9 protein-coding genes and 1 riboswitch are annotated in these 13,996 nt (G+C 53.4%); of the genes, 7 read left to right on the top strand and 2 right to left on the bottom strand.

What is annotated here, in order from left to right; translation table 11 throughout:
* Positions 1–104: 104 nt before the first annotated feature.
* Entirely contained in the window at positions 105–1,859 is a 1,755-nt protein-coding gene (locus tag KP806_RS11525; RefSeq protein WP_224723745.1) for a sensor histidine kinase, read from the bottom strand.
* 15 nt (positions 1,860–1,874) lie between these two features.
* Positions 1,875–3,443, bottom strand: coding sequence for a response regulator transcription factor (locus tag KP806_RS11520; protein WP_224723744.1), 1,569 nt, complete (start codon positions 3,441–3,443; stop codon positions 1,875–1,877).
* Positions 3,444–3,695: 252 nt separating this feature from the next.
* Here KP806_RS11520 and KP806_RS11515 point away from each other — a divergent pair, with 252 nt between their 5' ends.
* The 7 genes from KP806_RS11515 (at position 3,696) to KP806_RS11485 (ending at position 13,971) form a co-directional block, all read left to right on the top strand.
* Positions 3,696–4,628, top strand: coding sequence for an ABC transporter permease subunit (locus KP806_RS11515; RefSeq protein ID WP_224724024.1), 933 nt, complete (start codon positions 3,696–3,698; stop codon positions 4,626–4,628).
* Between the two features lie 25 nt (positions 4,629–4,653).
* Positions 4,654–5,541, top strand: a complete 888-nt coding sequence (locus tag KP806_RS11510) for a carbohydrate ABC transporter permease (RefSeq protein WP_224723743.1) — start codon at positions 4,654–4,656, stop codon at positions 5,539–5,541.
* Between the two features lie 186 nt (positions 5,542–5,727).
* Positions 5,728–7,344: an ABC transporter substrate-binding protein gene (locus KP806_RS11505; protein ID WP_224723742.1), complete on the top strand. Its 1,617-nt coding sequence runs from the start codon at positions 5,728–5,730 to the stop codon at positions 7,342–7,344.
* Positions 7,345–7,432: 88 nt separating this feature from the next.
* The gene (locus KP806_RS11500) at positions 7,433–9,508 is read left to right on the top strand and encodes an alpha-galactosidase (RefSeq protein WP_224723741.1); all 2,076 of its coding nucleotides are present in this window, start codon (positions 7,433–7,435) and stop codon (positions 9,506–9,508) included.
* A gap of 113 nt (positions 9,509–9,621) precedes the next feature.
* Positions 9,622–10,692 carry an FtsH protease activity modulator HflK gene (gene hflK, locus KP806_RS11495; protein ID WP_224723740.1) on the top strand — a complete coding sequence of 357 codons (1,071 nt, stop codon included), beginning with the start codon at positions 9,622–9,624 and terminating at the stop codon, positions 10,690–10,692.
* A complete protein-coding gene (hflC, locus tag KP806_RS11490) occupies positions 10,689–11,555 on the top strand; it encodes a protease modulator HflC (RefSeq protein ID WP_224723739.1) in 867 nt (288 codons plus the stop codon). Before hflK ends, hflC begins: the two co-directional genes overlap by 4 nt.
* Positions 11,556–11,798: 243 nt before the next feature.
* A riboswitch (cyclic di-AMP (ydaO/yuaA leader) is annotated at positions 11,799–11,994 on the top strand.
* A gap of 153 nt (positions 11,995–12,147) precedes the next feature.
* Entirely contained in the window at positions 12,148–13,971 is a 1,824-nt protein-coding gene (locus KP806_RS11485; protein WP_224723738.1) for an APC family permease, read from the top strand.
* The last annotated feature ends 25 nt before the right edge of the window (positions 13,972–13,996 follow it).

The following is a 13,996-nucleotide window of genomic DNA, read 5'->3' as shown; positions in this document are numbered from 1 at the left end:
ATCAAAGCAAGCCTCGGGGCCATCCTTACGGATGAATGCCCCGAGGCTTTTTAATCGCGGAACGAGCTTATATCGCCGCCCAAGGACGGAGTACGCTTGGCCTGCTACCGCCCGGGAATGCGGATCGTCACAGAGGTGCCGATGCCGAGACGGCTGAAGACGGACACGCCGTACGAGTCGCCGAACATCAGCTTGATGCGGTTGTCTACGTTGCGGATGCCGTATCCGGTTAACATATCTCCGCTTTCAGGCAGCAAGCTTGATTTGCCGAGCCGGGGGATGCCCATTCCGTCGTCGATAACCTGCAGCACGATATCAGATCCTTCCCGGAAAGCTTTGATGATGATGTTAATGCCCTGCTGGTCGTCCCAAATCGCATGATTGATGCAGTTTTCCACGAACGGCTGCAGCGTCAGCTTCACGACCGGGCACGGCAGTACCGATTCGTCGATCTGGTAATGGACACGCAGCAAGTCGGCGAACCGGATCTGCTGGATGGAAATGTAATACCGCGTGAGCTGCAGTTCCTCGTTGAGCGACAGCTGACTCTTCCCTTTATTGAGAGAAATACGGTAAAACTTCGCCAGGTCGGTTACCATCTTGTTGATTCTCTCATCGGAATGGCGGATGGCGAGAGAGGAGATGGAGGCCAGCGTGTTGTACAAAAAATGCGGATTGATCTGCGCCTGCAGCACGTTCATTTCCGCTTCCCTTTTATCGATCTCCTTTTTATACACGTCGGAAATCAGGCTGTTCAGCCTTTGCGTCATTTTACGCAGCACGTTGCCCAGCTGTCCGATCTCATCCCGTCCCAGAGAACGGATATCGACGAGCTCAAATTCCTCGCGCTCGATGCGGCGCACCATTTTCACCAAATATTCCACTCTTATCGTAAACAGCCTGGCCGTTACGTAGATGAGCACAGCCATGACGCCGAGACTGATCAGCGCAAACATCAAGATTCGTTTTGCCGTATCGTTCGCTTTGGAGAGGAAGCTGTTGTAGGGCACAAGCGATACGCTTCTCCAGCCGTATTTGGTCGTGTTGTAGACGACAAGCATTTTTTCGCCGTTATAATGGCTGTCGAAGCGTCCCATGCCTCCCGAGGGAAGCTCGTCCTGGAGAAATTCGCCGAGCGGTTTGCTCAGCATGCTTTTGTCTCTTGCGGACATGATAATGCCGTGTTCGTTCACGATCAGCACCGTTTTGTCGGCCGTTTCCTTCTCCATGAGGCGGAAGATGTCCGATTCCAGCACGTTAAGCGTCAAAATGCCGTATGGGCTGTTAATATCGCTTATATTCAGCTTTCTGACGAGCGTGAACATCGGCGGCTGATCCGGATCGGGCGGAGTGGTGACGAAGCGGACATTGCCGTAGGTGTCTTCCAGCGACCGGTAAATGAGCGATTCGCGGAACGCCTTATCCATCCGCTTGACATAAAAGCCGTCCGTCGGCAGCGAGCTGTTGTTGATGTATACCGCTATCGAATGGAGGTCGGGATTGGTCGTGAGCATGTTCACGAACGTGTTGTTGATATATTTGTACGCGTCGACGAACAGGCTCGGATCCTTCGAATAGTTGTTCGTCAAATACGCCCGCAGCGTTTGATCCAAATACAGGGTGGCCGACAGCTTCGTATAAGAGTCGAGCTTGTTCTCCAGGTTCGTGTTGATTTGGGCGACCGATACGACCGTATTCGTATACATCTGGTCGGAGAGCTCCCCTTTGATCGTTTGATAGGAATACAGGACGAAGAACAGGAGCGGAATAATGGCCCCGAGCAAAAACATGACAAACAGCTTCTCCCGAAGGCGCAGGTTGTTCAAGGGCTTCGTCAAATTGCCAGCCAGCTTTTTCATGCGCTTCACTCCAGCCTATAAATACATTTTCCGGTATTCGTTCGGGGTGCTGCCCCGGTGTTTCTGGAAGACGGAGCAGAAATAAGAGACGTTCTCGTATCCGACCTTGTGCGATACCTCGCGCACCTTGAGCGATTTATCCTTCAGCAGCTCGGCCGCATGGTTCATTCTGACCTTCGTCAAGTAATCGAGAATCGTTTCGCCTGTTTTTTCTTTGAAAATCGTACGGATATAGTTCGGCGACAAATATACCTCCCTTGCGATTTCCTCCACCGTGAGAGGCTGATGATGCCGCTCGGCGATAATTTTGGCGATCTGCTCGGCCACCGCCTGATTGCGGTCGATCTCCCTGTCGCTTACGGCCTTTAACTGCTCATCGCAAATGTGCAGAACATAGCTTTCGATATGTGCGGCCGTGCCCATCGACGAAATTTCCTTCCAGTGATCGGCGAGCAGCAGCTCGTTCATGGCGCTTGCCAGCAGGGCGGAGAAATGCTGCTCCAGCGAGGCCAGCAGCCGGATGACGGCGCGAACGGCAAAGGAGCGGTCGACCCTGTTATCCCTGATTGTGGCGAAGAAGCCCCCCGCGAGCTTGCTTGCCTGCTCGGCATCCCCGGCTTGAATGGAAGCCGCCAGCTTCGCCGCCAGCGTATCCGCATCTTCATCCAGATGCGATACAGTCAGCGCTTCGTCCGGCGTGATGACCGATCCTTCCAGCCTGTAAAATTTCTCCGCGTTGCTGCGCCGGGCTTGCAGGCATGCTTCCCGGATCTGCCCGGGAGCGCTGCCCGGCTCTGATAAGCCTACGGTGACCTGCACGGCGGAATCGCCGGCGACCTGAGCGCGGAAGCGCTCCCAGCCAAATCGCGCCGCAGCCGTTTCCTCGCCCTTCGGCCGGAACAGCAGCAGGAACGCGTTCGGCTCGGGCTCGGCCAGAATATAGGCGGTATGCAATTGCTCAGCAGCGTTCCGAAGCCGCTCGCCGAAGCTGTCCGCCGGAGCGGATTCCGTTTTCAATGCGGCATATTGCCCAGGCAGCGGCTCTACGGTCACGTATGCGGCCGCATATTCCCGGTTGCCCGAAAACTCCGGTGCGGCGAGCTCCCATTTGCCGGCGAATTCCGGCTGCTTCTCCGCATCCGGCTCCCGCAGAAGGCGCAGCAGCAGCTTTTCCCGCACCCAGTCGCCGCCCTGGCCGGCCAGCTGCTCTTCCTCGCATTTTTTCTTTACTTTTTCCAGAAGAGCGAGCAGCTCCTCCATATCGATCGGCTTGAGCAAATAACCTGCCGCTTCCACATTAAGCGCCGCTTTTATATATTGAAATTCGTTATGCCCGCTCAAATAGATCAGCTTGACGTTGCGGTCGATTTGTTTGGCTCTTCTGCCGAATTCGAGCCCGTCCATAATCGGCATGCGAACGTCGGTAAGCACCATGTCCGGCTTCAGCTCGGCGAGCAGCCTCAGAGCGTCTTTGCCGTTGCGGGCCGTTCCGACGACTTTGATGCCCGTCTTTTCCCAAGGAACATAGTGCTCGATCGTTTCCAGCTCGATCGTTTCGTCATCGACGAGTAAGATGCTGTACATGCCTGGATCCCTCCTATTAATGTACCCTTCGCCTTTTATACCAGTTTATCTGCAATGACGCAATTCAACAATGGAACGGGCGGAAGTAAGGCGGATTGGAGCATGAATCGGTGAATGCTATTATAGAACTTCCGTGCATGCGAAACCTATAATAAAGTCACAAAGCAACGCAAGACAGGCAGGAGGCTGGCAAGAATGGATACTCTAATAAAAGCGGAAACAAGCAAAACCCGCATTCCGAAAGGAAAAAGCATGACGGGAAAAGCAAGCTTGCTGGCAAGGCTGAAAGAACAGCGGCTGCTGTTTGTGCTTATGCTGCCGGCGATTATCGCCACGCTTCTGTTCTCCTATGTGCCGATGTTCGGGATTTACATGGCGTTTATCAATTATTCGCCGGGAGGCGGCACGTTTTTCAGGCAGTTTTTTACGGCTGAATTTACGGGGCTGCAGTGGTTCGAATATTTTTTCACCAACGGTGATTTTTACCGCATCATGCGAAATACGCTGGCGCAGAGCGTGCTGTCGCTGCTGCTGGGCTTCCCGATGCCGATCATTTTGGCGCTGATGATTAACGAACTGCGGAACGGCTGGTTCAAACGAACGTTTCAGACCGTATCCTATATGCCGCATTTCATCTCATGGGTTATAGCCGCGAATATTATCATTACGCTGCTGTCCTCCGGAGGCGTAGTCAACAATATTTTGACGGGCCTCGGCATTGTGGACGAACCGATCCAGTTCATGCAGAAGGGACCGCTGTTCTGGTGGATCATCGCGATCTCGAACACTTGGAAGGACATGGGCTTTAACGCCATTATGTATTTGGCCGCGATTTCAGCGATCAACCCGGAGCTGTACGAAGTGGCGAAGGTTGACGGCGCTAGCCGGCTGAAGCAAATGCTGCACATTACGCTGCCCTCGATTAAACCGACTATCGTTATTTTGGCCATTTTGGCCGTAGGCGGCATCTTGAATGCGGGCTTCGACCAGCAGTACCTGCTTCAAAATAACACGGTGCTTCAGTATTCCGAGGTCATCGACACGTACACGTACAAATACGGCCTCCAGAACGGCATGTTCTCGTACGGAGCGGCCGTCGGCCTGTTCAAATCGCTGGTCGCCTTCATTCTAGTAATCAGCGTTAATGCGATGGCCAAAAAAATGAACGAGCAGTCGCTGTTCTAAGAATACCGGAAGAGGAGAACGCGCCATGGTGAAAGACAAAAAAGATTTTCTGTTTATGTCCGTCGTCTATTTGTTTATTATTTCCGTCTTTATCGTTACGTTTTATCCCTTTTGGAACATCTTCATTATTTCGTTGAACAGCGCCGAGGATACGCTGCGGGGCAATCTGTATTTGTGGCCGAGGGAGTTCAGCCTCGCGAGCTATCGGCAAATATTGAACGACCGCGAGATTTGGACGGCCATTCAGGTGACGGTGCTGCGGACGCTAGCCGGAACGCCGCTGGCGGTGCTCGTCATCAGTATGCTTTCCTTTTCATTAAGCAAGAAGGAGCTGGTAGGGGGCAGAGCCTGGACGCTGTACTTCGTCTTCACGATGTATTTCGGAGGCGGGCTGATCCCGTACTATATGGTGCTCAAGAGCTACAACCTGATCGACAACTTTATGGTGTTCGTGCTGCCGGGCATGATGAATGTCTTCTATATGATCATTGTCCGCACCTTTATGCAGGGATTGCCGCAGGAGCTTGACGAGTCGGCCAAGATGGACGGGGCGAACTACCTGCAGATTTTTTTCAAAATCATTTTGCCGCTGACCACGCCTGTCCTTGCAACGATCGGACTGTTCACGGCGATCGGCCACTGGAATTCCTGGTTCGACTCGTACGTGTTCACGTATAATCCGGATTTGAAGACGCTTCAGGCGGTGCTGGTCAAAATTTTGAATCAGTATCAGACCGGCTCGATGGTCGGAGATGCGCAGCAGATGGCGAACGCCTCCAAACGGATGGCCGTGTCGCCGGACACGATCCGGATGGCCGCGACGATGGTCGCAACGCTGCCGATCATTATGGTTTACCCGTTTCTGCAAAAATATTTCGTGAAAGGGATGACGCTAGGCGCGGTCAAAAGCTAACGCTTATTTACGGCCGCACCGGGAGGACGTTGATCCTGCAAGGGAGGTGCTGCAGCCGGGCCCGGAACCAGGGGTTCGAGAGTAAGTATAAATTTCACTTTATACTGGACTTATATTTCATCGCGAAACGAGCTTTTGCCGCCAAAGGACGGCGTCAGCCGTTTACGCTTGAGGGGGATGTTAGGCATGTATGCAAAAAAATGGATGCTGTCCATGCTGACGGCCATTATGACGATTACTTTAATGTCGGCTTGCGCTTCAGAGAAAACGAACAAACCGGATAATACAGCGCCTGCTGACGGCGAAACAGGGGATAACGTCGGCACGGAGCCGATTACGATTACTTTTTTTGACAAAAATACGGGCGACAAATTCGATAATGCCGTAGCGAAGGAAATTACGAAGCGTACCGGCGTGACGATCGAAATCCAGCAGCCGACCGGCAATCCGACGGAGAAGCTGAATCTGATGCTGGCGAGCGAGGATTTGCCGGACATCATCATGTTTGACCGCTCAAGCGACCTCGTTGCCAAGTATATCGAATCGCGCGCCATTATTCCTTTAAACGAGCTGATCGAGAAATACGGTCCCGACGTGTCCGAAATGTACGGCGATGTGCTGAATAAGACGCGCTACAAGGACGGCAACAACTATTATTTGTCAAACTGGTACGGCCTTGAGCATGAACCGGTGTTCGCGATCAATATGCGCAAGGACATCGTGAAGGAGCTGGCCCCGGCGAAGGCGGAAGGCGGCGAGCCGTTTACGGCCAGCGAGTTCAAGCAGCTACTGACCGATTTCAAAGCGAAGTATCCGCAAATCGACGGCAAGGCAACGACCGCGCTTACGATGGACGGCGAAAATTTCGGTGGCTCACTCGGCACCTTCAAAGGAATGTTCGGACTCAAAAATTTCTATGAAGTGGACGGCGCGCTGCAATATGACGTCAAAAATCCGAAATACCGCGAAATGATTTTGTTTATGAACGATTTGTTCCGCTCCGGCCTGATGGATAAAGAGTGGGCGATCAACAAACGCCAGGTGTGGGAGCAAAAAATTGCGACGGGCACCGTATTCGCCTCTACCGGCGCGTATTGGGACGTAGGCGGCGCCAACACGATTCTTCGCAAGGACCGCAGCGAGGACGCGCAACTGTTCCCTTATAAGGTAGTAGCTGACGGACTGGATCCTTCCAAGGCGACTTACGGCGGACGCAGCTCCCTTGGCTGGGATGCGATTGCGATTACGAAGAAAAACAAAAATCCGGAGCGCACGATGCAGTTCATCAACTTCCTGGCGAGCGAGGAAGGCCAATATTTGCTCATGTGGGGCATCGAGGGTCAGCACTGGGATATGAAGGACGGCAAGCATACTCCGCGTCCGGAAGTGCTGGAAGGCTTTAAGAACGACTGGAACGCCTATACGAAAGAAACGGGCATCCGCAAATGGACCTGGTTCGTGAAGACCGGCAAGGGCTCCGACGGTACGCCGTATGATTTGCCTGGCCGCTATGAGCGTTCGGTCATCGACCAGATGGCGCTGAAAAACCTGTCCGATACCGTTTACGATTCCGCGATTTATGACGGACTCAGCCCGCAGGGAGGCACGCCGGAGGCGCTGAACGAGCAGAAGATCAGCGATATTACGAAGCAGGCTCTCACGAAGGCGATCATGGCGCCGTCGGCCGAGGAGGCAGGAGCTATTTTCGATCAAATGCTGTCGGATATGAAGGCTGCCGGAGACGAGAAGGTTGAAGCCGTCTATACGAGCAATTACAAAACACGTCTGGAGCTGTGGAGCTAACTGCTTTGCGGAGTGCAGGTTTCAGGTTACGGGGGTCAGCTTAGCTGGCCCCTTTTCACTACTATGACAAACAGGGGAGATGGTTGAAATGGCAGTAAAGGAGATCAGGCTGGAGAACGAAAACGGCATTTGTAAAGCTGAAAACGGTAAAGTTGCAGTGGAAGTCAATTTGAACGATGGAACGGTTTCGCTGCAGTGGAGCGGCGGCGAGGAGCTGAGGGGGTTGCATGCGGAAGCCCGATTCGGGCAGGAACTTGTACGATCCGATCAATACGGCAGGCACGAGCTGCCGGAGTCCTCGGTTCATGTGCTGGACGACAGCTTCGGCAAGGGAATCGGCTGGACGGTTATCCACGAGGAACCGGGTAAGCCGGTGCTGATGCAGCATTGGCGGATGTATGAAGGTCTGCCTTATGTGTTAACGGAGCTTGAGGCGGCTTGCGCTCAGGACTGGGAAACAAACGAGCTGGCGCCGCTCGCGGCATATTTGAACGACGGCAGTTTAATGGGGTTTGGAGCTGAGCCGGATGAAGCGGCAAAGGAGGAGGTCAGGGCGCTGACCGTCCCTTTCGATAACGATAAGTGGGTGCGTTACGGCTCCAGCGCGATCCCAAGCAGCGTACAAAGTTACGAGGTAACCGCTGTCTATAGAGCCGGCAGCCGCAAGGGCTTCGTGCTGGGGTCGGTTGCACATGACACGTGGAAAACAGGCATCACCGTTGAGGGAACGTTCGCCGGTGAAGTAGGCCGATTGCGCGTATATGGCGGTGCGGCCGACATGCAGACGCGGGATACGGTTCCTCATGGCACGCTGCGCGGCAAGTCGATTTCCTCTCCACTTGTTTTTGTAGGAGCCTTTACGGATTACCGCGACGGGCTTGAGGCTTACGGTCAGGCAAACGCGCTTGTTGCGCCGGCTCTTCCTTGGAGCGAAGGTGTGCCTTTCGGCTGGAACAGCTGGTCCGCCGTCATGACGAAGCTGGATTTTGACGTCTATGTCCACACCTCCGACTTTTTTGCGGGAGAGCTGCAGCAGAACCATTTTGCCGGTCAGGACGGCAGCTTATATGTAAATTTCGATGCGTTTTCTGATAACTTGACCGAGGAGGAGCTTAAAGAGGCGGTTAAGCGTGTGAAGACGAACGGGCAAAAGCCGGGTACGTATTATACGCCGTTTGCTTTCTGGGGAAGCAACCCGGATACACCTGTGGAAGGGACTGACGGCAAGGTTATTTACCGGGAAATACTTCTTAAGGACCAGGCCGGAAGACCTTTGCCAAAGCTGGACGGCGCCTTTCCGATCGATCCGACGCATCCGGAGGCGCTAAAGCGCATTATGCGCAAGCTCGAAAGTGTCGTGGAAGCGGGCTATGAGTATTTGAAAATGGACTTTCTGACCCATGGCGCCATGGAAGGCGTTCATTACGATCCAAGCGTCCGAACAGGCATTCAGGCGTACAACGTTGGAATGGCCGCGATTCGCGACGCGCTTGCGCCGGAGAAGCTGGGGCGCCCGTTCCTGATCAACCTTTCGATTGCGCCGCTGTTTCCGCACGGGTACGCTCATAGCAGGCGCGTTTCCTGCGACGCGTTCGGGACGGCTGCCGATACGGAATATATGCTGAATGCGCTCACGTACGGCTGGTGGATTAACGATCACCTGTACCGCTTTAACGATCCCGACCATGTCGTGCTGTACAAGAGCCATAATCAGCGGGAGACGACCGAGCATGAAGGACGAAGCCGCCTGAACAGCGCGGTAATTGCGGGCACCTCCCTGCTTCTCGGCGACGACTACCGGGTGGAGGAAGCTGCGCGCAGGGCTAAGGAATGGATGACGAACCGCGAGGTGATGGCGCTTGCGCGGCGGGGTGAAACGTTCCGACCGGTCGAGGGCCGCAGCGGCAGCGGCGGCGAGGATCTGTTTATGCTGCGAGGCGCCGAAGGCACCTGGGTGGCGGCGTTTAACTTCAGCGAGTCGGCAGTCAAAACGATCAGCGCTTCATTTGAGCGTTTAAGCATCGATCCGCAGAACGGTCTGGCCGTCCGCGATTTGTGGAGCGGCGCGGAATGGATCGTCGAGAGCGGCGCGACCACCTGCCTCATTGAGCTTGAGCCGGCGGAATCGAAGCTGCTGCTTATTAAGAATTTTCCCTGCATTTAAGCGCCCCGAGCCAAGCTTTACGTAAATTTCGAGACCAACTCCTGCCGCGGGCGTATTACCCCTTATGACGAATTTTTCTCATAATTCTCAGAAGGGGAGAGGTGGCAGGAAGCATGGATCAGAATCAGGGTCCTAACGTAGCGCATGTGAATACGCGCAGGCCTCCGGAGCTAAAGCCGGGCACGGTGAAAAAGCTGGTGATCGGCATTGCGGCGGCAGTCATTGTTATTTTTCTAGGAGCTACGTCATTTTATACGGTACAGGAGCAGGAGCGCGCCGCTATTATGACTTTCGGCAAGTATACGGGGGAGAGCTCGGCAGGCCTTCATTTCAAATGGCCGTATCCGATTCAGCAGGTTCATACGGTGCCGGCCGAGCTGACGCAGCGCATCCATATCGGCTACCGCGTGGAAGGGGGCCAGGAAACGCCTGTCGAAGACGAGGCGATGATGATCACGGGCGACGAAAATATCGTATCCGCCGACGCGGTCGTGCAGTGGAAGATCAGCAATATCCGCGATTACATGTTTAATATCGACGATCCGGAGCAGTTTCTGCGCAACGCGGCCAGCTCGTCGATCCGCTCGGTTATCGGCTCGGAGAAGCTGGATTACGCGATTACCGACGGCAAGACGGTCATTCAGGATAAGGTGCGGGAGCGGCTCGTCGAGCTGCAGGCGAAGTATAATACCGGCATTCAAATCATTGATATCAAGTTTCAGGACATTGAGCCGCCAAGCGGTCAGGTCGCGGAGGCTTTCCGAGAGGTTACGAACGCAAGGGAAGAGAAGAATACGAAGATCAACAACGCGGCCAAATATGAAAATGACCGCATACCGAAGGCGCGCGGCGAGGCGCAGGCGCTGATCGAGAACGCGGAAGGCCAGAAGAAATCCCGTATATTGAACGCGGAAGGCGACGTCGCGAAATATAACGCGATTTACGGCGAATACAAAAATAATCCGAACGTGACGCAAAGCCGTCTGGTCATGGAGACGCTCGAGAAAATATTGCCGAACGCACAAATTTTCATCACCAATTCAAACGGCGACACGGTTAACTACTTGCCTCTGAACGAGCTGCTGCGCAGCGGTTCTAACAGCGGATCGTCACCGCAGGCATCGGCGCCTCCGGCTCAGGTTCCGTCTGCCGGCGAAGCTGCTGAAGGAGGTAAGGCGCAATGACAAAAAAGCAATGGATAGGTCTTATAGTCGGCGTACTGGCGATCATCCTGGTTTCCGGATCGATGTACGTCGTAAGGGAAGGCGAATATAAAGTCGTTTTGCGCTTCGGGGAAGCAATGAGGGCTGTCGGCGAGCCGGGCCTCAAATTCAAGGTACCGTTTATCGAGAACGTATCGACGCTGCCGAAGTACCAAATGACGTACGAGAGCACCCCGACGACCATTTTGACGAAGGACCAGAAGCCGATCGTTGTCGACAATTATACGGTATGGCGGATTACGAACGCATCGCAATTTTTGAGAACGGTTCAGACCGTAAGCGGAGGCGTCCAGCGTCTGGATGAGGCGGTTTACAACTCCGTCAGACGGAAGCTGTCGGAAGTGAACTACGACAATATTATCAGCGAGAACACCGCGAGAGGAAATATTAACGACGAAATTACGCTGGACGTCAAAGCCGCTTTGACGCGCGATAATTACGGCATCGAGGTCATCGACGTACGCATCAAGCGGACCGATTTGCCGGAGGAAAACAAGCAGAGCGTGTACAACCGGATGATATCCGACCGCCAGTCGATTGCGGCGCGGTACTTGTCGGAGGGCGATGAGGAATCGCGAAAAATTACGTCCAAAGCGGACCGCACCGCAACGGAGCTGATCGCGCAGGCGGAGGCCGACGCGAAGAAGATTATCGCCGAGGGAGAGCGGGAGGCTGCGAAAATTTATAACAAAGCCTACGGCAGCGATCCGGAATTTTACCAGTTTTACCGTACGCTCGAGAGCTACATTACAACGCTTCAGAACGAACCGGTGATCATGATGCCGATCGAATCGCCGTACGCGAAAATTCTGCTCGGCCAATAACGGATAAGAAGAAGAGACGGCTTGCCGGTCATGAACCGCAGGCCGTCTCTTTTTTTTCAGGAATGAATTGATGAATAATCGAGAAAAACGCCAATAATGTTAGCTTCCGAAAGGTTGATGTGTATGTAAGCGCTTTTCATCAACCTTTTTTTTCCCATTTGACGGAAAGCCGTCTGAATGTACGTTTTACATTAAGCACCGACAGGCGTAATATACAATTTGCGTTAAGAAAATATTGTTTCCAATTCTAAATCGCTGAATTTCCGCGAAAGGAAAACGGGGGAACCAACTATGACAACTGCCGGGTTGCGAGAAGCGCCAGGCAAGCGTCATGCGGGGTGAATCCTGACCGGCGGGCTCATGGAGTCCGTCGTCAGGTAGGGCGACTCTTGCCGTCCGAATCCGACAGCTAACCTCGTAAGCGTTGTTTGAGGGAGGGTTGTGAACTTGTGCCGAACACAGGGTCCATACCTGTGTTTTTTGCATGCCAAAAATAGCGCTGCGGCCGTTAAATGTCCATAATTTGTAAAATACACTCCGGTTCGGCAGTGGATTCAAAGGGTAATCTATAAAAAACATGGCGGTGAAACCGGTGATTTCTTTAAAACGTTTTTTAATCGGCCGGCCTTTGAAATCGACCGAATTAGGCGAACAGAAGCTCAATAAGACGAAGGCGCTCGCCATTCTGTCTTCCGATGCGCTGTCGTCGGTCGCGTACGGGCCCGAACAAATTTTGCTTGTGCTTATTACGGTAAGCGCCGCGGCCTTCTGGTATTCGATTCCGATTGCAGTAGGCGTGCTGGTCTTGTTACTCGCACTTATTTTGTCTTACCGTCAAATTATTTACGCCTATCCGCACGGGGGCGGTGCTTACGTCGTCTCGAAGAAAAATTTGGGTATCTATCCCGGTCTGGTGGCCGGCGGTTCGCTGCTCGTCGATTATATTTTGACGGTGGCCGTGAGCGTCTCTGCCGGCACCGATGCGATCACGTCGGCTTTTCCGAGCCTGCACGCCTACAATGTCATTATTGCAATCGCATTTGTATTATTCATAACAATATTGAATCTGAGGGGCGTGACGGAGTCCGCTTCCGTGCTGGCCTACCCGGTCTATTTGTTTGTGCTGGCCCTGTTCATCCTGATCGGTGCGGGTTTGTTCAAAATCGCAACCGGGCAAGTATCGACCGGGCTGCACACGGCGATCGGCACTCCGGTAGCGGGCATAAGCTTGTTCCTGCTGCTGCGGGCGTTCGCATCGGGCAGCTCCGCTTTAACGGGCGTTGAAGCGATCTCGAACGCGATTCCCAACTTTAAGTCGCCAGAGCCTAACAACGCATCCAAAACGCTGGTATCGATGGGCTTGCTGCTTGCATTCCTGTTTTCCGGAATCGTCTTTTTAGCGTACTATTACGGTGTCGTTCCCCGCGCCGAGGCGACCGTCGTATCGGAAATCGCCGAGGAAGTGTTCGGACGGAGCTTTATGTATTACTTCATTCAGGGAACAACGGCGTTAATTCTGATATTGGCCGCCAATACGGGGTATTCCGCTTTCCCGCTGCTGGCCGTCAATCTTGCGAACGACAGGTTTATCCCGAGAATGTTTACAATACGGGGAGACCGGCTAGGTTACTCGAACGGCATTATCATACTAGGTGTTCTTTCGATCATTTTAATTATTGCCTTTAAAGGCCAAACCGAGCATTTGATTCCCCTTTATGCGGTCGGTGTGTTTATTCCCTTCACTTTATCCCAGACGGGGATGATGGTGAAATGGATCCGGGAGAAGCCAAAGGGCTGGGTTCCAAAGCTCATCATTAACTCTGCCGGAGCGCTGATCTGTTTTTTGGTCACTATTATGTTCTTTTTGACCAAATTTCCGCAGGTGTGGCCGGTACTGGTGTTCCTGCCGCTTATTCTGTACCTTTTTCACAGAATCAGAAAGCATTATGAAGCGGTTGCCGAACAGCTGCGAATTACGACCTGCGAGCCTTCCGCACCGATCGAGGGGAACGTCATTATTTTGCCTGTAGCCGGCATCACCCATGTTGTGGAAAACTCGTTAAACTATGCCAAATCATTGGCCGCGGATCAAATTATCGCCGTCCATATCCCTTTCGAAAGAGAGAACGAAGCGGTCTTCGCGGAAAAATGGAACAAATGGCAGCCGGATGTGAGGCTGGTGACCCTGCATTCCCCTTATCGAAGCCTGATCCATCCGCTGACCAAATTTATCGATACCGTGCAGCGCAAGGCGGGGGAATCGAATTATCAGGTGACGGTCGTGATTCCGCAGTTCATTCCGAAAAAAGCGTGGCATAACATCCTGCATAACCAGTCCAGCCTTCTCATCCGTGCGCACCTGCTCTTCCGGAGAGATGTCATCGTGACGACCGTCCCTTATCATTTAAAAAAATAAACGCTGGAACGGTCTGTTTGCAGGG

The organism is Paenibacillus vietnamensis (assembly GCF_020169515.1).
In the GTDB taxonomy this organism is placed as follows: Bacteria; Bacillota; Bacilli; order Paenibacillales; family Paenibacillaceae; genus Pristimantibacillus; species Pristimantibacillus vietnamensis.
This window is presented reverse-complemented; position numbering and strand designations above follow the sequence as displayed.

Excerpts from the sequence above, each read along its gene's own strand:
- KP806_RS11525 (WP_224723745.1), bottom strand. The coding sequence starts at position 1,859 with ATGAAAAAGCTGGCTGGCAATTTGACGAAGCCCTTGAACAACCTGCGC.
- KP806_RS11520 (WP_224723744.1), bottom strand. The coding sequence starts at position 3,443 with ATGTACAGCATCTTACTCGTCGATGACGAAACGATCGAGCTGGAAACG.
- KP806_RS11515 (WP_224724024.1), top strand. The coding sequence starts at position 3,696 with ATGACGGGAAAAGCAAGCTTGCTGGCAAGGCTGAAAGAACAGCGGCTG.
- KP806_RS11510 (WP_224723743.1), top strand. The coding sequence starts at position 4,654 with ATGGTGAAAGACAAAAAAGATTTTCTGTTTATGTCCGTCGTCTATTTG.
- KP806_RS11505 (WP_224723742.1), top strand. The coding sequence starts at position 5,728 with ATGTATGCAAAAAAATGGATGCTGTCCATGCTGACGGCCATTATGACG.
- KP806_RS11500 (WP_224723741.1), top strand. The coding sequence starts at position 7,433 with ATGGCAGTAAAGGAGATCAGGCTGGAGAACGAAAACGGCATTTGTAAA.
- hflK (WP_224723740.1), top strand. The coding sequence starts at position 9,622 with ATGGATCAGAATCAGGGTCCTAACGTAGCGCATGTGAATACGCGCAGG.
- hflC (WP_224723739.1), top strand. The coding sequence starts at position 10,689 with ATGACAAAAAAGCAATGGATAGGTCTTATAGTCGGCGTACTGGCGATC.